Below are 24275 nucleotides of genomic sequence, written 5' to 3' on the forward strand. Positions count from 1 at the left end.
GGAGTACGGCGATGATCGAGGCAAAAGGCCTCACCAAGCGATACGGCTCGACAGTTGCCGTTGACAACCTGTCTTTCGAGGTGAAACCCGGCCGGGTGACCGGCTTCCTGGGCCCGAACGGGGCCGGCAAGTCCACCACCATGCGGATGATCCTCGGACTCGACACCCCGACGTCCGGCGAAGTCACCATCGACGGCCAGCGGTACCGCGACCTGCACCGGCCGCTGACCAAGGTCGGCGCGCTGCTGGACGCCAAGTGGGTGCACCCGAACCGCTCGGCGCGAGCCCATCTGCTGTGGATGGCGGCGTCCAACAAGTTGCCGAAGTCATCGGTCGACAAGGCGCTCGACATGGTCGGCCTGACGTCGGTCGCGAGCAAGCGGGCCGGCGCCTTCTCGCTGGGTATGTCCCAGCGGCTCGGGATCGCCGGCGCGTTGCTCGGCGATCCGGAGGTGCTGCTGTTCGACGAGCCGGTGAACGGTCTCGACCCGGAGGGCATCGTCTGGATCCGGACCTTCATGCACCGGCTGGCCGACGAGGGCCGCACCGTGCTGGTCTCCAGCCACCTGCTGTCCGAGATGGCGCTCACCGCCGAGGACCTGGTCGTCATCGGCCGCGGCAAGCTGATCGCGCAGAGCACCACCCAGGAGTTCGTCGACCGTGCCAGCGGTACGACGGTGAAGGTCCGGACGCCGCAGCTCGACCAGTTCGCCGGTGTGCTGAACGAGCAGCACCTGTCGACCCGGATCGAGGACGTCGAGGACCAGGGCAAGGTGCTGTTCGTCGAAGGCGACCTGACCACCGACCAGATCGGCGAGGCGGCCGCCGCGCACGGCATCGTGCTGCACGAGCTGACGCTGCAGCGCGGTTCGCTGGAGCAGGCATTCATGCAGATGACCGGTGACTCGGTCGAGTACCACGCGCACGAGGAGATCGCCGCTGTGACCTCGCTCGACGCCCCTGACGCCGCCGAGGTGGCCGCGGGTCCGAAGGAGGACAACTGACATGTCGGTGATCACTGTCGAGCGGATCAAACTCTTCTCCACCCGCTCGCCGTGGTGGTGCATGATCATCGCGGCTGTCCTGACCGTGGGCTTCGCGGCTCTGACGACCGGCTTCCTCAAGGGCGCCGATGAGCAGCAGGCGACGATCTTCATCACCCAGCCGGGCGCGCAGCTCAGCCAGATGGTGATGATGGTGATGGCCGCGCTGGCCGTCACCACGGAGTACCGGTTCGGCACCATCCGGACCAGCTTCCAGGCCGTTCCGCAGCGTGCCGCGCTGCTGCTCGGCAAGACCGCGGTGGTCGCGTTCCTGGCCGGCGTCATCGGCCTGATCGCGTCCTTCGGCGCCTGGGGGATCGGCAGCCTGTTCGCGAGCAACGCGGACCTGGCGATCAACACCGGCGCCGAGTGGCGGCTGCTGGCCGGACAGGGCCTGATCTTCTCGATCTCCGCCGTGTTCGCGGTGGCGGTCGGCATCCTGATCCGGCAGAGCGCCGGTGCGATCGCGATCCTGATCCTCTGGCCGCTGCTGGTCGAGAATCTGGTCAACCTGATCCCGAAGGTCGGCGACGACCTGGCCCGGTGGGCGCCGTTCGCGAACGGCAGCTCGTTCCTCAACCAGGGCCAGGACTTCGGTCTGGCCGGACAGGGCGCGGGCGGCAGCGACTTCGCGCTCAGCCCGTGGTGGGCGCTGCTGTACTTCGCCGGCTGGGCGGCCGCGCTGATGACGATCGCCCTGCTGTCGGCGAGCAAGCGCGACGCATGACAAAGTCCACCCCGGTCGGAGTTGAGGGGCCCTGACCGGGGCAGGGGCCCGGCCGGGCTGAGGGGTCCTGGCCGCGACGGCCCGTGGTGCATCCGGTCTCCGGATGAACCACGGGCCGTTTCCCTTTGTGGTCCGGGGGTGGCCGGGTGGCCCGTCGACGGATTACGGTGCCGCGCATGACGGACTGGGCACAGGTGCGTGAGGCTGGTTTCGCGGTACCCGAAGGGCGGCCACTCGATGAGCTCGTGGCCGAGCTGGCCGGGATGCTGCGGTCCCCGGATCCCGTCGTACGGGACCGGCACGCGTACTCGATACTCGCGACCTGGATCGGGCGTGGTGTGCTGTCGGCGGACCAGCTGCGGGCGCTCGGCGACGAGATGGTGCCGCGGTTCACGGACCCCGAGATCCAGGCCCGGACGTTCGCCCCGCTGATCCTGGACTCGATCGTGACGGCCGGGGTCTTCGAGCCGAGCTGGGTGCCGCCGTTCGAGCGCTGGTACGTCGCCGAGGAGGATCTCCGCGGGTACGACGAGAAGCTCGGCTGGCTGCACGCACTGGCGCACGGTGCGGACCTGCTCGGAGCGCTCGGGCAGCATGCGGCGGTGGAGCCGGTGCAGATGCTGCGGCTCGGGATCGGGCGGTTGCTGACGCCGACGCCGTACGTGCTGCGGGACATGGAGGACGACCGGCTCGGGTACGCGCTCGCGGCGACGCTGACCCGCGACGAGCTGACCGGCAGCGACGCGACCGACTGGCTCGACCCGGCGATCCGGCAGCTGTCGAACCCACCCGCCGAAGGGATCACGCCCGAGGTGACGAACACGGTCCGCACGTTGCGGGCGCTGTACGTCTTCGCGGATCACGGTCTGCGGGTCGGCGATGCGAAGAAACTCACACGGATTCCCCAGGCCGAGCAGGTCAAGACAAAGCTCGCCGACGTGCTCCGGATCGTCACGCCGTACTATCTCTGAGCCTGAAGTGGTCGGCGGCAACTACCTGATGGGGTAGGACGCATCCGACTTTCGTCTGGACTTTCCCTGAATCCTCCCCGAGGAACGGCATGTCGCGGTCCAGGGCGGAGTACAGGTGGTTTCAGGTGGCAGTGGAGGCTCGGTCCGTGACAAGGTCTCAGCTGGCACGCCATGGCCCCCTCCCATGGTGGTGTCAACGCCACTACCGCAGTAGTGCCAACACCATCAGATCTGGTCCCCGGCGAGGTTAGCTTTGAGTTACACAGCCGTTGGGGGCAGGGGTTTTAGAGAGGGCGCGTGGAAGTCATGGTTGCGACATACCTGAAGAGATGGGTCGGCAACCGCATTCTCAACAGGACCACCCGCAAGGGTGGCCTCGACCTGTCGAAGATGCGGATGTTCCCGCGCCAGGTCTCGATGCCGTTGCGCCGCGAGGGGCTCGATCCGGTCCCCGAGCTGGCCCAGGTGCGCGAGACCGAGCCGGTGCACAAACTGGCTCATCTGTTCGGGCTCAACGTCTTCGTCGTGAGCGGTCACGCCGAGGCGAAGGCCGTACTCGCCGACAGCACGAACTTCAGCAACGACATCCGGCCGCTGGTCGGCTCGGACCCGAACAAGCCGTCGGAGGGTATCGGGGGTCTCGGGTTCACCGATCCGCCGGACCACACGCGGCTGCGGAAACTGCTGACGCCCGAGTTCACCAAGCGCAAGCTGGCCCGGCTGGAGCCCGCGATCGAGAAGATCGTCAACGACCAGCTGGACCTGATGGAGGCCAAGGGCCCGGTCGCCGACATCGTCGCGGACTTCGCCTTCAACGTGCCGTTCCTGCTGATCGCGGACCTGCTCGGCGTCGAGGAGTCCGATCGCGATCGGTTCCGGGCGCTCGGGCCGGCCCGGTTCGATCTCTCCGGGGGCGGGATCGGCGTCTTCGGTTCGGCGTCGGAGTCGCGGGACTTCCTGTTCGAGATCGTCCGCAAGCAGCGGGAGAACCCCGGCGACGGGCTGATCGGGTCGATCATCCGCGAGCAGGGCGACGACCTCGACGACATCGAGCTCGGCGGGCTGGCGGACGGGGTGTTCCTGGGCGGGTACGAGACGTCCGCGAGCATGCTGGCGCTCGGCACGCTGGTGCTGCTGCGCGACCCGTCGAACTTCGAGCGGATCCGCAACGAGCCCGGTGCGGTCGATGTGATCGTCGAGGAGCTGCTGCGGTACCTGACCGTGGTGCAGGTCGCGTTCCCGCGGTTCGCCCGGCACGACCAGGAGCTGTTCGGTCAGCAGGTGAAGAAGGGCGACCTGGTCGCGGTGTCGCTGTCCGGGGCGGATCGGGACAAGCAGGTCTTCGGCGCGGACGCCGAGGACTTCTACCCGCGTCGTACGGTGTCCTCCGCGCATCTGGCGTTCGGCCATGGCATGCACCGCTGCGTCGGCGCAGAGCTGGCCCGAATGGAGCTGCGCGCCGCCTTCACCGCGCTCGCCCACCGCTTCCCCGACCTGTCCCTCGCCGTCCCCGAAGAACAACTCCGCTTCCGAGACTTCTCCATCGTCTACGGCGTCGAGTCCCTCCCAGTCCGCCTCCACGCCACCGCCGCCGAACAGGTCGCCGGCTAAAGGCATCCGCCTCGCCTGAACCAGGCGAGGCGGATGTACTGGTGGGGGCGATAAAGGTCGCCGCTTCGCGGCGGCTGCCTCTTGGCCGCTTCGCGGCGCCGCGACCGCACCATGAGCGCTTGGTCCGGGCGAGTCGGATGTGGCGAGGCGCTAGCCAGACTCGCGTGCCCGCACCGGGTGGACACGAAGGATCCTCAACGCGACAGTCAGCGACGTACCCACCCAACCGACGGCACGTGAGAGCGCGGCAGCACATTCGCCAGTCGATGCTGAGATCACTCAACGAGGACGCCGCCCCGGCGTTGCGAGTCGCTCGGACTCGGTACGACCGGCGCCACCACAGGGCTGTCGCCGCGTGCGGTAGCGCGCAGATGCCGGCGGTAGCCGGCTGATGGGCCGGCGCTGAGCCGGAGGGTGGGTGGGAGCGGTGCGTAGCACGGCGACGGAGGAGCCGCGCGTAGTGGCGCGTGGGAGGCTTCTACTTCCTGTACTGGTGGTTCTTCTAGGTAGTTTTCTTGTGGCACTAGGTGGTCGGTGGCCGGATCGGGTCGTGACAGGAGTGGGGGTGGGTGGTCACAATGGGCGGTCCGGCCCGAGGTGCGGGTGACGGAACAGGGAAGGGCCGTCGGCGGTATGGGGAATGGCGAGATGGCGGCGGGCGACGCGCTGACCGCACGGATCGCCGCCGCGATGACCGCGGCGCAGTCGGGTGGGCATGCGACGGCGGCGGCGGAGATCGAGGCGATCCGGACCGAGCTGGGCGGCGTGCCGAGCTACCGGCTGGCGGCTGCGGAGTACGTCCGGGGTGTGACCGCGCACCATGCCAGCGACGCCGACGAGGCGTTGCGCGCGGTCGACGCCTGTATCGAGATCGCCCGCGCGATCGACGAACCGGGCTGGGAAGCGAACGCCCTGCCGATCCGCATCATCAACCTCGCCCGCAGCGGCCGCGGCGGCGACACCGTCAACGACCTGGTCGCCGCCGAAGCAGCCCTGAACCGCACCCGGGACGCCGGCCTGACCGCCTGGGCACACACCGGCCTCGGCTACGCGTACGACGTCCTGCGGCTTTTCGAACTGTGCATTCCGCATTACGAGCTCGCCACCCAGTTGGACGAGGACGTGTTCGAGCTGGCGGAGTCGAAGGCGATCGACCGGCTGAACCTCGCCGAGACGTACCTGCGCTGGGCGCACGAGCTCGAACGCCTCGGCGATCCTTTGTATACAAGGGAGATTGAGGAGCGTCTGGCGTCCGCCGCGTACTGGGCGCGTGAGGCCGAGCGGGTGGTGGTCGACGACGAGACCCAGGAGTTCTGGAAACTCAGCGCCCGGCTGTGGATCTCCGCCGCCGCGACCGCTGAGGACCCGGATCGGGCCGTCGCCGACCTGACCGAGATCCGCGACGAGATCAGCAAGCTGGGCGAGACCGAGCGGCTCGCGATCGCCGGCGCCTACCTGGCCCGGGCCCTGCAGGCGCAGGGTAAGTCCGAGGAGGCCAAGGCCGCGGCGGACCGGGCGGCCGACGACCTGATTCCGTTGGCCGACCCATCGACCCATGTCCTGGTGCTGCAGACCCGTTCGGAGGTCGAGGCGGTCGACGGTACGCCGGGTGCGCTCGCGGGCCTCGCCTACGCGCGAACGGTCGCGCGGGGCTGGTGGAAGGAGCGGCAGCGCGCGCTGAACGCCGTACGGCATGCGCTTGCCGCGCACGATCTGCCGGCCCGGCACGACGCCGAGTGGCATGCGGCGCGGCAGGATCCGCTGACCGGCGTGGGGAATCGCCGCGCCCTGGACGAGCGGCTGACCGCGGCCCGCGACTCCGGCCGGGCGGTGACGTTGCTGGCGATCGACGTGGACGACCTGAAACTCGTCAACGACACGTTCGGGCACGCCTGCGGGGACGAATTGCTGCAGGTTGTGGCAAATCTCCTGGTAGAACAGGCGCGAGCGACCGATGCCGTGATTCGATCGGGTGGCGACGAGTTCTTCGTGGTGCTGGACCAGCCCGACGCCAAGGGCGGTGCCTCGCTGGCCGAGCGGATCCGGATCGCCGTCGACGCGATCGCGGCGACGACTGAGAAACCATGGCTGCGCCGGCTCGGACTGAGCATCGGGTACGCCGCGACCGCCGAGGGAATCGCCGTTGAGCAGTTGATCTCCCGGGCCGACCAGCGCCTGTACACGGAGAAGCGCCGCAAGAAGTGACGAAAAGTGGGGAGGTGCGGTGCGGGAGACGTCGGGGGTGACGACGCGGATCGCGGCGGCGATGACGCGGGCGCAGTCGGGCAGTCCGGACGAGGCGGCGCTCGACCTGAACGTGCTGCTCGCCGAGCTGGGCCCGGAGCCCACGCACGAACGCGCCGCCGCGGAGTACGTGCGGGCCGTCGCGGCGCATCACGCCACCGACTCGGTCGAGGCGCTGGACGCCGTCGACAGCTGTATCCGGGTCGCCCGCGCGATCGACGAGCCGGGCTGGGAGGCGAACGCGATCGCGCTCCGGATCGTCACGCTGATCCGGACCGGCGAGGGCGGTGACTCGGTCGCCGACCTGGTCGCCGCGGAGAACGCCCTGTCCCGGACCCGCGACCTCGGCCTCGCGGGCTGGGCGCACACCGGCCTCGGCTACGCCTACGACCTGCTCCGGCTCTACGAGTTGTGCATCCCGCACTTCGAGCTCGCCGCCGAGGGCGACCACGACCCGCTGGGCCTGCTCGAGGCGCCGGCGATCAACCGGCTGAACCTGGCCGAGTCGAATCTGCGCTGGGCCCACGAGCTCGAGCGGCTCGGCGACACGTCGTACGCGGAGGAGATCAGGGAACGCCGGCGCGCAGCGCACCGCTGGGCCGGGGAGGCGGTCGAGGTGATTCTCGCCGCTGACCTGCTCGGGTACTGGCCGATGGCCGGGCGGATGTGGCTCGCGGCGAGCAACGACGCTGCCGACGCGGGTGAGGCGGCCGTGATCTTGAAGGATTGCCGGGACCAGTTGGCCAAGCTCGGTGATCTCGAGCTGGCGGCGATCGCGGGCGCGTACCTGGCCAAGGCGTACCTGGCGGGCGACCGGATCGGTGAGGCGATGGACGCCGCGGACCGGGCGGCGAGTGACCTGCCGCCGACGTCGGATCCGCCGGTGGAGGCCCTGATCCGGCATACCGCCGTACAGATCAGTGCGGAGTCCGGGGACGCCGGTGCGTCGTCCGGGCTGCAGTACGCGCGGGCCATCAGCCGCGGCTGGTGGGCGGAGCGGCTGCGCGGGTTGTACGCCGTACGGAGTGCGCTGGCCAACCACGAGCTCTCGATCCGGCACGACGCCGAGTGGCGGGCGGCGCGTGAGGATCCGCTGACCGGCGTGGGGAACCGGCGTGCGCTCGACGAGCGGATGTCGGTGGCGCAGGACTCCGGCCGCTCGATCGCGGTGGTCGCGATCGATGTGGACAACCTGAAGGTGATCAACGACAGCTACGGGCACGCCAGCGGCGACGACGTACTGCGGCGGGTCGGGTCGTTACTGACCGAGCAGTGCCGCGCTGAGGACGTCGTGGCGCGGGCGGGCGGGGACGAGTTCGTCGTCGTCCTCGACAACCCGGACGAGCGGGGTGCGCCCGAGCTGGTCGAGCGGATCAAGTCCGCGGCGGATCGTGAGGCGGAGCGGGCGGAGGAGCCGTGGTTCGCGTTGCTGCGGCTGAGTGTCGGGCAGGCGAGCAGCACGGACGGTACTGCGGTTGCTGAGCTGCTGACCGAGGCGGATCGCCGCATGTACGCCGAGAAGCGCCGGCGCCGGCGTGCTGCTCAGTAGTCCAGGAAGCCTTCGATGACCAGGTTTCTGATCTGGGGGAGGTAGTCGGCGAGTACGTCGACGACGGGACGGTCCATGAGATCAGCCAGCGCGGCGAGGATCTGCCCTGTGCTCAGATCGCCGTCGCAGGCGCCGACGAACCCGGCCAGGACCGTGTCGACCTGCTCCGCTCTCCGCATGCCCCGCTGGCGGCGGAGCACGATCGTGGCCGGGTCCTCGGCTCCGGGCTGCCCGGTGGTCTCCTGGACGACGTCGTCGGCCACGTGCAGGTGGAGCGTGGTGAGGTCGGCCGGGAGGCCTTCCAGGCGCTCGAAGCGGTGCAGGACGTGCGGGCCGATCGGGCGCTCGATCTCGTACGGCCAGGCCTCCGCATGGAGGGAGCCCTCGACGTTGTGCAGCGTGATCCAGCCCATGCCGATCGCCTCGACGCTGTGCTCGTCGAGGTAGCGCATCCATTCGTCGTACCGCGTGGTGTACTGCGGGGAGCCGTGCAGGCCGGCGTCGCGGAGCCAGAGCTCGACGTACTCGGACGGGTCGAGTTGCTCGCGCTGCACCGCCCAGGCGGAGCGGTCGCCCGTCCAGCCGGCGATGCGGTCCTGCCAGTCCTCACCGCGGACACAGGTCCAGTTGGCGAGCAGCTGACACCACCCGCCGTCGGTCAGATGGTCCGGTGCTTGCCTGATCAGCTGCTCGACAACGGAGTCACCGGCGTACGCCGTCTCGCGATAGGTGAGATCGCCGCCGGGAGGGGAGATCACGTACGGCGGGTTGCTGACGATGAGGTCGAAACGCTCGCCCTTCACGGGCTCGTACAGGCTGCCGTCGCGCAGATCGAGATCGAGGTGGTTGAGCGCGGCCGTCGCCTTCGCGAGCTGCAGAGCCCGCGGGTTGACGTCGGTCGCCGTCAGCTGGTTGACCCGGTCGGCGAGGTGCAAGGACTGAATACCGCACCCCGTGCCGATATCGAGCGCCCGGTCTGCCTTGATCGGAACGGTCAGGTGGATGAGGCTGAGGCTGGCCGGCGCGATCCCGAGCACGTAGTCGGACCGCATCGCCTCCCGCCGCCCGTCCAGCCCCGGCGTCAGGTCGGCAACGACCCACCAGTCCCGCTCGTCCTCCGCGAACGGCCGGATGTCGAGCGCCGCCCGTACCTCGTCTCCGCTGCGGGTGACGATGCCCAGGGCAACCAGATCAATCCCCGGAAATGCTTTGATTACCAGGCTTTCCGGCACGGAACGCTGGAGCAGGAACAACCGGATCATCGTGTCGAGCGCATCGCCCGACGCCGTACGACGGGACGCCGCCGAGGTCTCGTTCCGCGCCAACGCCGCGTTCGCCTGGACGCCGAGCCGCTCGGCGACCCCGTCCGTGGTGTACCCCGCGCCGGAAAACGCTGTACGCAACCCTTCGACCACAGTCCCCGTCAGTTCGTGCATGGGCGCATTCTCCCATTCGTGCTCTCCGGTGACCTTGCCGATGGCAGACTTCGGGTGCGACGACGAGGAGCGGGGACAGGCTGATGACGGTGAACGACCTGCTGATAGCGCGGGGATTCTGGGGTCCGAGGCGGGAGTCGCCGGATCAGGTTGCGGACAGGTTGGTACCGTTCCTGGAAGCCCTGAACGAGGTGGTCGGGGAGTCGCTCCCGTGGTCGTCGCACGCCCTTCCGGGGAAGTTGCTCACTGAGCCGGCGAACGCTCGGCAGGTGATCTCCGACGCTTTCGGCGAGAACACGGACGCCCCGCATCTCGGGATCCATCAGGCGTACGATGCGCGCGGCGCAACAGCTGGACAGCTGAGGATCACGATGGGCGTCGGGGGATACTCGGACGCCCCGAACGTGCACAACGCGTTCTTGGTGAAGTGGCGTGCAGCCGACGACGAGCCGCTCGCAGATCCGATTCTCCGCCATCTTGTCGCTGCTTGGGATCCGGACTGGGCCGCCGTGACGTCGAGGTCTCTCATGGACGCTCTGGCCGAGGTGCAGCCTCGCGGAACGCCGGGTCCGAAGGTCGGGTACCTGACGTACCTCTCTGAGGGGAGGGCGCAGGTCTTGCCGGGTGGCTTGGAGGAGCACCTGCTGAGCCTCGAGAGCGGCGGTGTCGTCCTCGGCTCGGGCGAGGGGAACGGTTTCCTGTCCGAGGACAAGGTCGGCGAGTTCGCAAGGGACCTCAGGTCTACCGCCGCCTTCGCGGCGACGCCGACTTCTCGCAGCAAGTTCTGAGCGGACAGGGCGCGCTCCGTGAAGAGCGCGCCCTGCTGATTCGCTACGGGTTGCAGGTGAGTTTGGCGTCGGCCCAGTCGCCGTGGTCGCTGGTGTTGCCATCGCCGCCGTCGGTGACCTGGAGGGTCAGGGTTTGGGCGCCGGTGACGTCGACCGTGGTGGTGGCGGTCGGTGAGGTGCCGGTGAGTTGGTCCGACGTGTAGCGGGCGGTGCCGTCGGTCAGGACCTTGAACGTGACCTTGCCGCGGTCCTCCATTTCGTCGTCGATGCCGAGTTTGCTGGTGAAGCTGGTGCAGTTGCCGCCGAGGCGGACGCTCACCGACGAGGGCGCGTGCGCGCCGAGGCCCTTGGCGTACTGGACGCCGTCGAGTGTGATCGGCCCGCCGTCGCCGGCCGCGTCCTCGCCGTTGCTGTGGTCGCGTTCGACCGGGCCCCACCCGTTGGTGGAGTCAAGGAATTCCAGGTCGCTGACCCAGTTCTCCCCGGTAGGTGCCGGTGGCAACGGCTTGTCGGCGATCGTGGCCGCGAAGAAGCCAAGTCCGCCACCCGGCAGCTTGATCGCCTTCACGGTCTTCCCGGGATCCAGTGGTACGGCGGTGTAGAACACCCGGTAGTCCGTCGTCGTGTTGCTCAACCCGGCGGCTGTGTACCGGCCCTTGACCGCCACGGCCAGCTTGGCACCGCCCGTCGTCGGATCCTGGCAGCACCAGTTCGGAAGCTGGAACGTGCCCTCGGATGTCGACCCGTCGGTGTAGATGATCGTCACCGTTCCACGGGCGTTCAGGCTCGCGCCGGCGCCCAGCAGCGCCAGATGCGATCCCGTACCCGATACGAGGATCGGAGCCGACTGGTTCTTCACCAGGTTCGGCGTACCGGGCGCTCCGCTCGGCCAGGTGAAGTCGGCGCCCTGGACGTTCACGGTCGCACCAGGTGTGTACCCGGCCGCCGCCAGCGCCTCACCGTTGAAGCTGTTGCCCGACCCGTCGAAGTTTCCTTGCTGGTACGTCGACGCGTCGCTCACGCCGACCACGTTCGCGGCCTGCGACACCGAGGCGTACGGCAACTGCGCCGTACCGGTCGCGGTGTTCACATAACTCTTGCCTTGAGCAACGTACGACGCCCGCAACGTCAACGTGAAGCTCGCGGGTTTCACGTCCGCTCCGGGCGTGACCTGCAGCTTCGTCGTCACGGTCTGCCCCGGGGAAACGGCGGAAAACGTGTTCTGGCCGCTGACCGACCAGCCGGCCGGAACCTGCACGTCGAGCCGCACGTTGCGCACCGTTGTGGTGGTGCCGTTGCGGAACGACGCGGTCAGCTCGGTCGCCTGGCCCGGAGCGTTCCACAGCGACGGTGTGGTGAGCTCGGGTGTCCCGAAGGTGTTCGTGACGTCAGGTCCACCGACCGCGGACGTGCCGATGAGTTGGACGACGGCGCTGCGGGACGTCGGGATCGAGGCGGTCTGGACTCGAACCACTCCGTCGGAGTAGGTCCACTTGACCGCCTTGCCGTCGACCAGGACGGTGTGCGGAGCGCTGCCGGTGTGGAGCGTGAGCTCGTACGGGCGTGCGGCCGGCTTGCTGTCGTACGAACCGACGCTCGCCCCGATCTTGACCGTGATGTCGCCGCGGCCCTGGGTCGGTGCGTCGACGGCGAACGTCTGCGTGGCCGACTTGGTCGATCGGGTCACGCGGTCGTCCTCGTACATCGAGAACGACGACTTCCCGGACGGGTAGATGTCGACGCTGATCGGGTCGCCGGGCTTCTGCTCGGCGGCGGTGTTGATACCGGACTTCCACATCGGTACGACCGCGCCCGCCTTCACGAACAGCGGCAGCGTGTCGAGCGGCGCGTGGTACCCGTTCACGGTCGTCGGGCCCTGGTACACGCGGCCCGTCCAGTAGTCGATCCACCGGCCCGCGGGCAGGTAGATCCCGTTCTTCACCTCGTCCGCGCCGTACATCGGCGCGACCAGGAACTCCTTGCCGGCCAGGAACTCGTACTTGGTCGTGTCGTCCCAGGTGCGCGGGTCGTTCGGGTACTCCAGCACCAGCGACCGGTTCAGCGGTGCGCCGGTCCGGTGGGCCTCGGCGGCGTACGTGTAGAAGTACGGCAGCAGCCGCTCCCGCAGTTTCAGGTACTTGCGGTTGATCGAGGTGTACGGATCGCCGTACGCCCACGGCTGCTTGTACGCCGGGGTCGACCAGCCGGACATCGTCATGAACGCCGGGTTGAACACCTTCCACTGCATATCCCGCACGTACGACGTCGGAGAGCCGCCGAAGATCCCGTCCACATCGCCCGCGCTGTAGGCGATGCCGGAGTTGCCGGACCCGGTGATCGCCGGGATCTGCCACTTGATGGCGTCGAGCGAACCGCTGTGGTCACCGGTCCACTGCACCGCACATCGCTGCGCGCCGGCCCAGCCCTCGACCATCCACGCGAACCCGCGGGCGTTGCTGTACTGCTCGATCCCGTCGTGCGCGGTGTCACAGGCAGACAGTGCGTACCGGTAGCCCGGGCCGACCCACGCGACGTCGAGCTTCCGGACGCGGACACCTGCCTCGCCGACCTCGGCCGGCTGGCGGTCCAGGTTCGACTGCGTCCACAGACCCATCTGGATGTTGCGCGCCCGCAGGTCGTCACCGGCCTGCTTCAGCGCCGGGATGTCCCGCTTGCCCCACCAGGTGCCCTCGACCTGCTCGGACTCCGTGTTGGCGGAGTACCCGCAGCCGTAGTCGTCGTTGACGAGCATCCAGCCGCCGGGCATGTCCTCGTCCTTGAAACGCTGCGCGACCTTGACCGCGTCCAGCGTCGTCACCTTGTCCGGGTTGACCTTCCAGTCGTTGCTGGGGTCCGGATCCGTCGCGTAATGACCACGGTTGTAGCAGTCCGAGTCGCCGTACTCGAGTCCGTAGATCGGCGGCATGAACGGCCGGCCGGTGAGCTCGGTGTAGCGGTCGAGCGAGGTCTTCAGGTCGCCGATGAAGTAGTAGGCGTCGAACCGCTGCTCGTCGTGCGTGGTGACAACCGGACTAGTGAAGTTGTAACTACCCGGGCTGAACGTGTTCCGGAGTACGCCGTACCCCGCGGTGCTCATGTAGTACGGCGAGGCGTTCGGGTTGCCGCCGTCCTCCCAGTTGAAGTCCCGCGAGATCTTGATCGTCTGGTCGCGGTGCGAGAAGCGGCCGTTCTGCATGCCGCCGCCGAAGAACTGCTCGTTGGCGCCGCGGCCGAGGGTCTGCGTGGTGGACGTGTCGGTCCAGGACAGCGGTGCCGCCTCGGACCACACCAGTTGACCGTTCGAGCGGTAGACCGAGAACTTCAGCGGCTTCTTCTGCGCTCGCACCTCGATCTTGCCGGTGGTCAGCGAGTAGTACGTGCCGCGGTCCCGCCAGGTCGTCCGCGGGGTCCCGTAGTCGGTCTTGGTGACGATGTTGGACGCGGGGGCGTCCGGATCGGTGGGCGGGGTGTTCGCCGGGTCGGTGAAGTTCCCGTCCGGCGCCATCCACAGCCGGAAGACGTCGTCCTTCAGGAACACCACTCGCACCTTCGCCGCGCCGGCGCTGAGGGTGTACGCCGCTTGGTCGGCCGCGAACCCGGTCACGTCACCGAGCGTGGTGGCGGCGGCCTGTGCGGGAGCGGCGGTGTACACGAGTGCGCCTGCTAAGAGAGCTAGTGCGACTACTGAACGTTTCATGCGGACAAAGATGCTCACGACTGCCTCACTTCACGCATCAATGAACAAGATGCGCACATTGAAACCCAGCGGCCGCGGATTGTCATCAGGTCAGCTTCATCAAGTTGAGACGGTGTCGCTATCACGGAGTGAAACTCCGCGATGACGATGAGTCGCATGACGAACTTTCGTCCCAGCAGCCCCAGCAGTCCCAACCTCACCAGGCGGCACCTCCTGCGGGCCGGTCTGGCGACTGGGCTGACGGCGGGGCTGACGGCGGGGCTGACGGCGGGAATCACGGGTGTGGCACAGGCCCGCCCCGTCGACCCCGACGCCGCGACGACTGACCTGCTGGACCCCGCCCGCGCCGGGCGGCTCCGCCCCCAGGGCGACCCTGACTTCCACCCGGTGAAGTTCCGGCTGCCCCAGCCGACCGGACGGAAGGCGCTCGGGACGACCGCCATCCACCTGATCGACAAGTCCAGGCCGGACCCCAGCATGCCGAGCGGGCAGCGGGAGCTGATGATCAGCCTCTGGTACCCGGCGGGCATGTTCGGCCAAGCGCCGCTCGCGAAGTACATGCCGCCGAGAACCGCGGTGGAGGTCGACGACACCTGGACGGGTGACTATGGCCTCGCCCTCCCGAGCGGGTCGTTCGACTTCGCGAACACCGAGACGCATGCGCGCGTCGACGTACCGATGCAGCGCCTGCGGCATCCCGTCGTACTGTTCTCACCCGGCTACCAGTACAGCCGGTTCGTGAACACAGCTCAGGCGGAGGATCTGGCCGGCCGCGGGTACGTCGTGGTGACGATGGACCACTCGCACGAGACGCCGGTGGAGTTCCCCGGCGGGCGGTTCCTGCCCGGCGCGTCGACCGAGGAGCCGGCCGAGCCGGCGGACATCCGGAAGGCGGTCGAGACCCGGACCGCGGATGCGCAATTCGTGCTGGACCAGCTGGAGCGGCTGGCCGGCGGCGAGAACATCGATGCCGACGGCAAGGATCTCCCCGGCGGGCTGGCTGAAGGGCTGGACCTGCGCAAGGTCGGCATGTTCGGGTTCGCGCTCGGCGGGTACACGGCCGCGAACACGATGCTCGAGGACGAGCGGGTCCTGGCCGGACTCGACCTGGACGGCACGTTGCAGGACGACCGGCTGAAGGGACCGCTCGGTGAGGTCGCGGAGAAAGGACTGGACCGGCCGTTCCTGCTGTTCGGCTCGGCCGAGACGCAGCGGACCGATCCGGGCGCGGAGTACTACGACAAGTCGTGGGCGAGTTTCTGGGCCGCCCAGCGCGGCGGGAAGCTGAACCTGACGCTGGCGAGCACGAAGCAGCGGGCGTTCACCGACTACCAGTTCATCTTCTCCCAGCTGTTCCACGACATCTACGGCGAGGACCCGATCATCACGTCGGTGATGAAGGCGCTGGTGGGCAGCGCCAAGCCGGCGCGCAGCGTGCTGGCCCAGCGCGAGTACGTCGCCGCGTTCTTCGACCAGACGCTGCGCCGGCGCCCGTCCCTTCTGCTGCGCGGAGACTCCGCGAAATTCCCCGAGGTCCGGTTCACGCGCTGAGACGGCGTACTCTCGTTAGGCGCCCCAGGGCGGTCTGTGGCAGTCTCGCGACTCGCGGTGACGATGGGTTGTTCGCCACTTTCTGGAACCCTGAGAGGCATAAAGGGGGCCGCAGCGGTTACCGTGCGTTGAGAAATGCGTTGCCGTCGGCCGTACTCTGTCCTCGGGCGGGGTCGGTCTGTGCCCGGGGGAACAGACGACGGAGTAGGGGCGTTGTCGGCAGGACGAGAGTAGGGAGCGCAGTGGCAGGGGCAGCAGGGACGAAGACAGCCGCAGGGACCCGTTTGGTGATCGTCGAGTCGCCCAAGAAGGCGCGGATGATCGCCGGTTTCTTGGGGTCCGGGTACGTGGTGGAGTCCAGCTTCGGCCACATCCGCGACCTGCCGAGCGGGGCGGACGAGATCCCCGCCAAGTACAAGGGCCTCCCATGGGCCCGGCTCGGCGTCAACGTCGAGGACCACTTCGACCCGCTGTACGTCGTGCCCGCCGACAAGAAGGCCCAGATCCGCAAGCTCAAGGACCTGCTCAAGGGCGCCGACGAGCTCTTCCTCGCGACAGATGAGGACCGCGAGGGCGAGGCGATCGCCTGGCACCTGCTGGAGGAGCTGAAGCCGAAGGTCCCGGTCCGCCGGATGGTGTTCCACGAGATCACCCCGAAGGCGATCCAGGACGCGGTCGGCAACGCCCGGGACATCGACGAGGCGCTCGTCGACGCCCAGGAGGCGCGCCGGATCCTGGACCGGCTGTACGGGTACGAGGTCTCCCCGGTGCTGTGGAAGAAGGTCATGCCGAAGCTGTCGGCCGGCCGGGTGCAGTCGGTCGCGATCCGGATGGTGGTGGACCGCGAGCGTGAGCGGATCGCCTTCCGCAGCGCGTCGTACTGGGACCTCGACGCGACTCTCGACGCCGGTGAGAGCCGGACGCCGCGGCAGTTCGGCTCCCGCCTGGTCTCGGTGGACAGTAAGCGGGTGGCGCAGGGCCGCGACTTCAGCTCGACCGGTGAGATCAAGGGCGCGAACACGGTCCACCTGAACGAGCAGACGGCGACCGCGCTGGCCTCCGCGCTGCGCGACTCGCAGTTCACCGTCCGGTCGATCGAGTCCAAGCCGTACACCCGCCGGCCGTACGCGCCGTTCCGGACCACCACGCTGCAGCAGGAGGCCGGCCGCAAGCTCGGCATGTCCGCGTCGCAGACCATGCAGGTCGCCCAGCGGCTCTACGAGAACGGCAACATCACCTATATGCGTACCGACAGCGTCACGCTGTCGGACACCGCGATCACCGCGGCCCGGGCCCAGGTCCGGGAGCTGTACGGCGCGTCGTACCTGCCGGACAAGCCGCGCGTCTACACCTCCAAGGTGAAGAACGCCCAGGAGGCGCACGAGGCGATCCGGCCGGCCGGTGAGACCTTCCAGACTCCGGCGCAGACCGGTCTGAGCGGCGCCGAGTTCCGGCTCTACGAACTGATCTGGATGCGGACGATCGCGTCCCAGATGAAGGACGCCGCCGGGAACAGCGTGTCGATCAAGATCGACGCGACCGCGGCCACCGGCGAGCAGTGCGAGTTCACCTCGTCCGGCCGGGTGATCACGTTCCACGGGTTCCTCAAGGCGTACGTCGAGGGCGCGGACGACCCGTCCGCGGGCACCGACGACCAGGAGACCCGGCTGCCGAACGTCGAGGAGGGCGACGTCCTGCCCGCGCTCGAGGTGCTCGCCTCGGGGCACGAGACGAAGCCGCCGGCGCGGTTCACGGAAGCGACGCTGATCCGGGAGCTGGAAGAGCGGGAGATCGGGCGGCCGTCGACGTACGCCTCGATCATCGGCACGATCCAGGCCCGCAAGTACATCTACAAGAAGGGCCAGGCTCTGGTTCCGGCCTGGCTGGCGTTCGCGGTCGTCCGGCTGCTCGAGGAGCACTTCACCCGGCTGGTGGACTACGCGTTCACCGCGACGATGGAGGATGTGCTCGACGAGGTCGCGGCCGGTGACCTGCAGCGTGAGGGCGTACTGTCCCGGTTCTACTTCGGCGACGACGATCTCGAAGGCCTGAAGTCGATGGTCACCGACCTGGGCGACATCGACGCCCGGGAGATGTCGACCTTCGGTGTCGGCGGCGACGACAGCGGGATCGTCGTCCGTGTCGGGCGGTACGGGCCGTACGTCGAGGACAAGGACGAGCGGCGCGCGAACGTGCCCGAGGACCTGCCGCCGGACGAGCTGACCGTCGACAAGGCCAAGGAACTGCTGGAGCAGCCGTCGGGCGTCGAGCACGAGCTCGGCAACGCACCGGACACCGGCCTGAAGGTGGTCGCGAAGGCCGGGCGGTTCGGGCCGTACGTGACCGAGGTGCTGCCCGAGGACGCGCCGAAGAGCGCGAAGCCGCGGACCGGGTCGCTGCTGAAGTCGATGACGCTGGAGTCGATCGGGCTCGACGACGCGATGAAGCTGCTGTCGCTGCCGCGCGTGGTCGGGAAGGACCCGGAGTCCGGTGACGAGATCACCGCGCAGAACGGGCGCTACGGGCCGTACCTGAAGAAGGGCACGGACTCGCGGTCGCTGTCCTCCGAGGAGCAGATGTTCGACATCACGCTCGAGGAGGCGCTGAAGATCTACTCCGAGCCGAAGCAGCGGGGTCGGCGAGCTGCCGCGCCGCCGCTGAAGGAGCTCGGCGAGGACCCGGAGTCGAAGAAGCCCGTGGTGGTGAAGGAGGGCCGCTTCGGTCCTTACGTCACCGACGGGGAGACGAACGCGACGCTCCGCAAGGACGACTCGGTGGAGACCATCTCGCTGCTCCGCGCGGCCGAGCTGCTGGCGGAGAAGCGCGCCCGCGGTCCGGTGAAGCGCCCGGCGAAGAAGACCGCCGCCAAGAAGGCCGCTGCGAAGAAGACCACTGCCGCGAAGAAGACAGCGGCGAAGAAGACGGCGGCCAAGAAGACCGCCGCCAAGAAGTCGACCACCAAGAAGGCGCCGGCGAAGAAGAGCTGACGGCGTCAGCCGCCGACGCTGATGAAGCCGCGGATGATGAAGTAGAGAACGAACCCGAAGAGCGCGGCGAAGAGGATCCCGACCGGCACCGCCACCCACAACGGCGGCCGCCGGGCGCGGATCGAGGCGCCGGTCGTCTGGCTGACGACCTCCTTCGCGACGACGCGGCCGTTGCGCCACTTCCCGGCGACGGTCACCTGCTCGCCGTCGGCGACCTGACCCTCCAGCGACACCCCGCGCAGCTCGACCAGCGCGGGCTGCAGCTGCTTGCCGACGGCGTCGTGCTGCTCGAGCTGGAAGGTCAGCACCTGGACGGAGCCGTTCTCACTGCGCAGCTCGGAACGGAACTGCACGTTCCGCACCACACCGCTCAGTTCGGCAGCGCCACGGCGTACGACCGCGTTCGACTGATCACTCATCGCAGTTCCCCAAGGTGTGAGACGTCGTACGCGGAAAGTACATTGGTTTGGTTGCTGACCGGGTGACGGCTCGGTAGCTGAAGGCTGATTGCAAAGGAGCGCCTGTGACGAGTGCTGTCGAGGTCAGTGCGCAGCGGTTGCGGGAGCGGGGCGAGCGGGTCACGCCGGCGCGGCTCGCGGTGGTCGAGGTGCTGGCCGGCACCGAGGAGCATCTGAGCGCCGAGCAGATCGGTGAACGCGCCGAGCAGCTCCGCCCGGGCATCCACCGCGCCACCGTCTACCGGGCGCTGGACGCGCTGGGCGAGTTCGGTCTGGTCACCCACGTGCACCTGGGCCGGGCGGGTACGACGTACCACCTGGCCGGGGACCTCGCGCCGCGGCACCTGCACCTGCGCTGCTCCGAGTGCGGCACCGTGTACGACGCTCCCGGCGACGTCCTCGAGTCCGCCCGGAAGAAGCTCGCCCGCGAACTCGGCTTCCACCTCGCCCCGGAACAAGTCGCCCTGGTCGGAGTCTGCAAGAACTGTCAGTAGCCGGGTGGCCCACTGCGGTCATAGCTGTCCATATCTGTTCATCGGTGTGGATTCATGAACAGAGTTGCCTTAGGGTCGATTCCTGTGACGGACTATGTCGAGGACTTTGCATCGGGCTCGAACGTGCTGGCGCCGCGGGCCTGGCTGGATGACGACTCCGGGCGCGTGGCGCTCAGCGGGGACTGGAGCTTCCGGCTGTCCCCGACCGTGGCGGACGCGCCGGACGACCTGAAGGACCCGGACACCTCCGGCTGGGACACCATCGCGGTGCCGGGCCACTGGCAGCTGAGCGGGTACGGCGCGCCGGCGTACACGAACGTGGTCTACCCGTTCCCGCTCGAGCCGCCGTTCGTGCCGACCGACAACCCGACCGGCGACTACGTCCGGACCGTGACGGTGCCGGCCGACTTCGACGGCGCGCGGATCGTGCTCCGGTTCGAGGGTGTGGACTCGCGGTTCGCGGTGTACGTGAACGGCTCGCCTGTCGGCTGGTCGTCGGGCTCTCGGCTGGCGTCGGAGTTCGACGTCACCTCGTTGGTTGCTCCGGGCAAGGAAGCGCGGATCGCGGTGCGGGTGCACCAGTGGTCGACCGGTTCGTACGTCGAGGACCAGGACATGTGGTGGCTGTCCGGGATCTTCCGCGAGGTCAACCTGCTCGCGCTGCGTCCGGACGCGCCGACCGATGTCTTCGTGAAGGCGGCGTGGGACCACCTCGACGGCGCCGGCACGCTGCTGGTCGAGTCCGACGTACCGGGCACTGTTGTCGTGGACGAGCTGGGTCTCGAGGTGCCGACGGGTGAGCATGTGCGCGTCGAGGGTGTGCAGCCGTGGAGCGCCGAGGTGCCGCGGTTGTACGACGCCGTACTGCGGACCGCGGGTGGTGACGTGCGGCTGCGGATCGGGTTCCGGACGGTCGCGATCGTGGACGGGATCTTCACGGTCAACGGCAATCGGGTGCTGTTCAACGGCGTCAACCGGCACGAGTTCCACCCGGATCGGGGTCGCTCGCTGACCGAGCAGGACATGCTGGACGACGTACTGATCATGAAGCGGGCCGGGATCAACGCGGTCCGCACCAGCCACTACCCGCCGCACCCGCACTTCCTGTCGCTGTGCGACGAGTACGGGCTGTACGTCGTCGACGAGTGCGATCTGGAGACGCACGGGTTCGGGTACGAGCCGCAGCCGCCGAAGCTGCCGAACCCGGTGATGGACGAGCGGTTCCGTGAGGACATGGTCGAGCGGATGCGCCGGACCGTGCACCGGGACAAGAACCACCCGTCGATCGTGCTGTGGTCGCTCGGCAACGAGTGCGGGATGGGCGACAACCTCAAGGCGATGTACGACCTCGTGAAGGAGCTCGACCCGTCGCGGCCGGTGCACTACGAGCGCGACACCGAGGCCGAATGGGTCGACATCTACTCGCGGATGTACACCTCGCCGGAGGGCTGCGCGGAGATCGGCGCCGATTCCAGTCTCTATCGGAACTTGCCGTTCATCCTGTGCGAGTACGGGCACGCGATGGGCAACGGGCCTGGTGGGTTGCTGGACTACCGCGAGGTGTTCGAGAAGTACCCGCGGTGCCAGGGCGGATTCATCTGGGAGTTCATCGACCACGGCCTGCGGACCACGATCGACGGGCGCGAGGTCTACGCGTACGGCGGGGACTTCGGCGAGACCATCCACGACGGGAACTTCGTCTGCGACGGTCTGCTGTTCCCGGACCGGACGCCGTCGCCGGGGATGCACGAGTACATCAAGGTGATCGAGCCGCTGCGGATCGTTGCTGACGGCAACCGCGTGTCGATCACCAACCGCTACGAGGTTCTCGACACCAGCCACCTGAGCTTCAGCTACGTCGTCGAGACCGAGGGTGTGCAGGTGGACGCCGGGACCCTGACGGTCCCGGTGATCGCGGCTGGGGACACGGTCGTCGTCGACCTGCCGTCCGTGGACGCATCGAAGCCCGAGACCTGGGTGACCGTGACTGCCTCGCTGACCGAGGCGACGTCCTGGGTCGAGGCGGGGCACCGCATCGCCTGGGGCCAGATCCGCCTGGACGAGCCGGCCGCCGCCGAGGTTGCGGTGAGCGGTTCACCGGCCGCGGGTGAGGCCGGGATCGACGGGATCACCGTCGCGGGCGTGCAGAACGCCCGGCTGGATGTTTGGCGAGCGCCGATCGACAACGACGCAATCCCGGGCGTCGCGGCCGCGTGGCGCGAAGAGGGACTGCACCGGGTGCAGCACCGGATCGTGTCGCAGGGCGAGCGGGACGGTGCGTGGGAGGTCGTCACGCGGACCGCGCCGCCGCAGCTGCAGTGGGGTCTGCGCAGTACGTGGCGCTGGACCGCCGTCGACGGTGCGGTGGTGCTGGAATTGAGCGTCGTGCCGGAGGGGTTGTTCCCGGAGGTGCTGCCGCGACTCGGCATCACCTTCGAACTCCCGAAGGTCCAGCAGGTCGAGTGGTTCGGCACCGGCCCGAACGAGGCGTACGTCGACACGCGCGAGGCCGCCGCGGTGGGCAAGTACTCCGCCACGGTCGCCGAACTGCAGACGCCGTACGTCCGTCCGCAGGAGAACGGCCACCGCATCGACACCCGCTGGGCCACCCTCGACGGCCTGCGCATCGAGGCCGTCGACCAACTCTTCGGCCTGACCGTCCGCGACTGGACCTCAGCCGACCTGGAAACCGCAACCCATACCGCAGCTCTGGTCGCCGGTGACACCACCTACGTCACGATCGACCTGGCCCAAACCGGCGTCGGCACCGCCGCCTGCGGCCCCAAACTCCCCGACCGCGACAAACTGAAAACGGCCCCAGCCAACCTGACGCTCCGCTTCACCAGCTGATCCGCTTCGGAACGCCGACAGCCAGGCCATCACAATCACCCCAATACGAACGAGTGCCGCGGGGGATGCCGCAGACCCGGCGATTGTGATGGCCCGGCGATCCGTCCAGGCGGTCCTGCACCACTCATCAACCGACTCCGCCGCAGCGAATCAGCGCTCAGCCGCAGGTCGCTCACTGCCGAACGATCGCGTTAGCGAGTGCTGCAGGTCCGCGATCGTGTCAGAGCCTCTCTTCGCGTAGGTCGGAGACGACGTCGGTCGAGTCGATCGACGCGTCTGCCGGACCGGTCGGGGGCGCCGGTGGGCTGGGGTCGCTGGCGGGGATCAGCCGGCCGCGGCGGATCATCTCAGCTCGGGCGGTGTCGTCGTTCGGCATGTTTGCGTGCCTCTCGGCCAGTCAGATGGCGATGGTTGGGCGGGGGTGGGGTCGGGTGGTTGGTGGGTGGTAGGCCGCCCAGGCTTGGGTTAGGCGGTGGACGGCTTCGGTGAGGTCGGTGGGGTTGGCGCGGAAGTGCAGGCGGATGTAGGCGTCGCTGGTGGCGGTGACGTCGAGGCCGGCACCGGGGAGGATGGCTAGGCCGTGGCGGAGGGCGGTTTGGGCGAAGGAGGTGCCGTCACCGTGTGGTAGGCGGGCCCAGAGGCACTGGCCGCCGGAGACGGTCGGGATCTGCCAGGTGGGGAGCGCCTCGGTGAGCAGGGCGTGTAGGTGGTCGTGGCGGGTCTTGAGGGTTTGGTGCAGGGCTGGGCCGTCCAGGAGCGGAAGTAGGTGGACTGCGGCCAGCTGGGTCGGGACATTGCCACCTAGGTCGTGGACGGCGCGGAGCCGGGCCAGGCGGTTGATCAGGGGCGGGGCCGCGCGGATCCAGCCGATGCGCAGGCCGCCCCAGATGCTCTTACTGAGCGAGCCGATCGAGATCACGGAGTCGCCGTACGCCGCGATCGGCGTCGGCAACGCCCCGCCCGGGAACCTGAGGTCGGCCGGCACCTCGTCCTCGATGACCGGGATCCCCGCGCCGGCCACCCGCTGACGGGTGAGTGCGGACATCACCGCGCCTGTCGGGTTCTGGTACGTCGGGATCACGTACGCAAGCGCCGGCCGCCGCTCCTGGACCGCTGCCTCGAGCCCTTCGAGTCCCACGGGCAGACCGCGCAGTACGGCGCCCTCCTCCCGGAACACCTCCAGCGCGCCCGGGTACGTCGGCGCTTCGACCATCACCTGGTCGCCAGGGGACACCAGAGCGTGAGCCAGCAACGACAGGGCCTGTTGACCGCCGTTCGTGACCAGAACCTGCTCAGGACCGGTTGGCACGCCGCGAGCCGTGTAGCGATCAGCCAGCGCCTCACGGAGCGCCGGGTAGCCGTACGGGTAGTAGCCGATGTCGTCGGTGACGCGGGCGAGCTCTGGCGCGATCCTGGCGAACGCGTCGGCCAGTTGCGGCGGCGGGTCACCTGGTGCGGCACAGATGGCCAGCAGTACGTCGTCGTCCCGGGCCTCCAGCGAGTCCAGAAAGATGGGGTCCACCGGAGCGTCCTCGACCTGCCCGCTGCGAGGTGCGCCGGCAACGCGCGTCCCGCTGCCCTGCTTCCGCGTGATGCGCCCTTCGGCCCGGAGCAGGTCGTAGGCAGCGACCACCGTCGTACGGCCGACCGCCAGCGCACCGGCCAGTGCGCGGTCCGGTGGCAGGAGTACGCCCGGCGGCAGTTCGCCGTCGTCGATCAGCTGCCGCAGGCGAGCGGCGAGCAGCACGTACAGCGGGCCGCGGCCGGACGACCAGCGGCCCAAGCGGTCGACAACCTCAATTGGTCTCATCTGCGAACCAATTCTGCCGGATTGGCTCTCCACCCGCCACCGCGCGTCCAGAACGATGG

Annotated in this window: 16 protein-coding genes; 11 read left to right on the forward strand and 5 right to left on the reverse strand. The window is 68.7% G+C overall.

The window, feature by feature from the left end; all coding sequences use genetic code 11:
• Window positions 1-11: 11 nt before the first annotated feature.
• From E0H92_RS35525 to E0H92_RS35550, 6 genes are all read left to right on the forward strand, one after another.
• Window positions 12-1004: an ABC transporter ATP-binding protein gene (locus E0H92_RS35525; protein ID WP_131499327.1), complete on the forward strand. Its 993-nt coding sequence runs from the start codon at window positions 12-14 to the stop codon at window positions 1002-1004.
• Window position 1005: 1 nt separating this feature from the next.
• A complete protein-coding gene (locus tag E0H92_RS35530) occupies window positions 1006-1770 on the forward strand; it encodes a hypothetical protein (RefSeq protein ID WP_131466619.1) in 765 nt (254 codons plus the stop codon).
• Between the two features lie 176 nt (window positions 1771-1946).
• Window positions 1947-2741, forward strand: a complete 795-nt coding sequence (locus E0H92_RS35535) for a DUF2785 domain-containing protein (RefSeq protein ID WP_131499328.1) — start codon at window positions 1947-1949, stop codon at window positions 2739-2741.
• Window positions 2742-3047: 306 nt separating this feature from the next.
• Window positions 3048-4352 (forward strand): cytochrome P450, encoded by a 1305-nt coding sequence (locus tag E0H92_RS35540; protein ID WP_131293189.1) that lies wholly within the window; start codon window positions 3048-3050, stop codon window positions 4350-4352.
• A 633-nt stretch (window positions 4353-4985) separates the two neighbouring features.
• A complete protein-coding gene (locus tag E0H92_RS35545; RefSeq protein ID WP_238153236.1) occupies window positions 4986-6557 on the forward strand; it encodes a GGDEF domain-containing protein in 1572 nt (523 codons plus the stop codon).
• Between the two features lie 19 nt (window positions 6558-6576).
• Entirely contained in the window at window positions 6577-8145 is a 1569-nt protein-coding gene (locus tag E0H92_RS35550) for a GGDEF domain-containing protein (protein ID WP_131466616.1), read from the forward strand.
• On the opposite strand, the gene E0H92_RS35555 is transcribed toward E0H92_RS35550, so the two are convergent.
• Window positions 8139-9581 carry a DUF7059 domain-containing protein gene (locus E0H92_RS35555; RefSeq protein ID WP_131466615.1) on the reverse strand — a complete coding sequence of 481 codons (1443 nt, stop codon included), beginning with the start codon at window positions 9579-9581 and terminating at the stop codon, window positions 8139-8141. The two genes, E0H92_RS35550 and E0H92_RS35555, sit on opposite strands and share 7 nt — an antisense overlap.
• Window positions 9582-9664: 83 nt before the next feature.
• Here E0H92_RS35555 and E0H92_RS35560 point away from each other — a divergent pair, with 83 nt between their 5' ends.
• Window positions 9665-10369 carry an Imm52 family immunity protein gene (locus tag E0H92_RS35560; RefSeq protein ID WP_131466614.1) on the forward strand — a complete coding sequence of 235 codons (705 nt, stop codon included), beginning with the start codon at window positions 9665-9667 and terminating at the stop codon, window positions 10367-10369.
• Window positions 10370-10412: 43 nt separating this feature from the next.
• On the opposite strand, the gene E0H92_RS35565 is transcribed toward E0H92_RS35560, so the two are convergent.
• Window positions 10413-14066, reverse strand: a complete 3654-nt coding sequence (locus tag E0H92_RS35565) for an NPCBM/NEW2 domain-containing protein (RefSeq protein WP_131499329.1) — start codon at window positions 14064-14066, stop codon at window positions 10413-10415.
• A gap of 156 nt (window positions 14067-14222) precedes the next feature.
• Between E0H92_RS35565 and E0H92_RS35570 the strand changes: the two genes are divergently transcribed.
• Window positions 14223-15617 carry an alpha/beta hydrolase gene (locus E0H92_RS35570; RefSeq protein ID WP_131499330.1) on the forward strand — a complete coding sequence of 465 codons (1395 nt, stop codon included), beginning with the start codon at window positions 14223-14225 and terminating at the stop codon, window positions 15615-15617.
• A gap of 287 nt (window positions 15618-15904) precedes the next feature.
• Window positions 15905-18604 (forward strand): type I DNA topoisomerase, encoded by a 2700-nt coding sequence (gene topA / locus E0H92_RS35575; protein WP_131499331.1) that lies wholly within the window; start codon window positions 15905-15907, stop codon window positions 18602-18604.
• A gap of 5 nt (window positions 18605-18609) precedes the next feature.
• On the opposite strand, the gene E0H92_RS35580 is transcribed toward topA, so the two are convergent.
• Window positions 18610-19023 carry a hypothetical protein gene (locus tag E0H92_RS35580; protein WP_131466611.1) on the reverse strand — a complete coding sequence of 138 codons (414 nt, stop codon included), beginning with the start codon at window positions 19021-19023 and terminating at the stop codon, window positions 18610-18612.
• A gap of 104 nt (window positions 19024-19127) precedes the next feature.
• Here E0H92_RS35580 and E0H92_RS35585 point away from each other — a divergent pair, with 104 nt between their 5' ends.
• Both E0H92_RS35585 and E0H92_RS35590 read left to right on the forward strand, forming a co-directional pair.
• Window positions 19128-19556, forward strand: a complete 429-nt coding sequence (locus tag E0H92_RS35585; protein ID WP_131466610.1) for a Fur family transcriptional regulator — start codon at window positions 19128-19130, stop codon at window positions 19554-19556.
• A gap of 84 nt (window positions 19557-19640) precedes the next feature.
• Window positions 19641-22406, forward strand: coding sequence for a glycoside hydrolase family 2 TIM barrel-domain containing protein (locus tag E0H92_RS35590; RefSeq protein ID WP_238173739.1), 2766 nt, complete (start codon window positions 19641-19643; stop codon window positions 22404-22406).
• 220 nt (window positions 22407-22626) lie between these two features.
• Here E0H92_RS35590 and E0H92_RS44430 read toward each other — a convergent pair whose 3' ends face one another.
• Window positions 22627-22782 (reverse strand): hypothetical protein, encoded by a 156-nt coding sequence (locus tag E0H92_RS44430; RefSeq protein ID WP_165550169.1) that lies wholly within the window; start codon window positions 22780-22782, stop codon window positions 22627-22629.
• A 21-nt stretch (window positions 22783-22803) separates the two neighbouring features.
• Window positions 22804-24216, reverse strand: a complete 1413-nt coding sequence (locus tag E0H92_RS35595) for an aminotransferase-like domain-containing protein (protein WP_131499333.1) — start codon at window positions 24214-24216, stop codon at window positions 22804-22806.
• Window positions 24217-24275 lie beyond the last annotated feature (59 nt).

It is taken from the genome of Kribbella speibonae (assembly GCF_004331375.1).
In the GTDB taxonomy this organism is placed as follows: Bacteria; Actinomycetota; Actinomycetes; order Propionibacteriales; family Kribbellaceae; genus Kribbella; species Kribbella sindirgiensis.

Coding starts and splice junctions, on each gene's coding strand:
- E0H92_RS35525 (WP_131499327.1), top strand. CDS start 12: ATGATCGAGGCAAAAGGCCTCACCAAGCGATACGGCTCGACAGTTGCC.
- E0H92_RS35530 (WP_131466619.1), top strand. CDS start 1,006: ATGTCGGTGATCACTGTCGAGCGGATCAAACTCTTCTCCACCCGCTCG.
- E0H92_RS35535 (WP_131499328.1), top strand. CDS start 1,947: ATGACGGACTGGGCACAGGTGCGTGAGGCTGGTTTCGCGGTACCCGAA.
- E0H92_RS35540 (WP_131293189.1), top strand. CDS start 3,048: ATGGTTGCGACATACCTGAAGAGATGGGTCGGCAACCGCATTCTCAAC.
- E0H92_RS35545 (WP_238153236.1), top strand. CDS start 4,986: ATGGGGAATGGCGAGATGGCGGCGGGCGACGCGCTGACCGCACGGATC.
- E0H92_RS35555 (WP_131466615.1), bottom strand. CDS start 9,581: ATGCACGAACTGACGGGGACTGTGGTCGAAGGGTTGCGTACAGCGTTT.
- E0H92_RS35560 (WP_131466614.1), top strand. CDS start 9,665: ATGACGGTGAACGACCTGCTGATAGCGCGGGGATTCTGGGGTCCGAGG.
- E0H92_RS35565 (WP_131499329.1), bottom strand. CDS start 14,066: ATGAAACGTTCAGTAGTCGCACTAGCTCTCTTAGCAGGCGCACTCGTG.
- E0H92_RS35570 (WP_131499330.1), top strand. CDS start 14,223: ATGACGAACTTTCGTCCCAGCAGCCCCAGCAGTCCCAACCTCACCAGG.
- E0H92_RS35580 (WP_131466611.1), bottom strand. CDS start 19,023: ATGAGTGATCAGTCGAACGCGGTCGTACGCCGTGGCGCTGCCGAACTG.
- E0H92_RS44430 (WP_165550169.1), bottom strand. CDS start 22,782: ATGCCGAACGACGACACCGCCCGAGCTGAGATGATCCGCCGCGGCCGG.
- E0H92_RS35595 (WP_131499333.1), bottom strand. CDS start 24,216: ATGAGACCAATTGAGGTTGTCGACCGCTTGGGCCGCTGGTCGTCCGGC.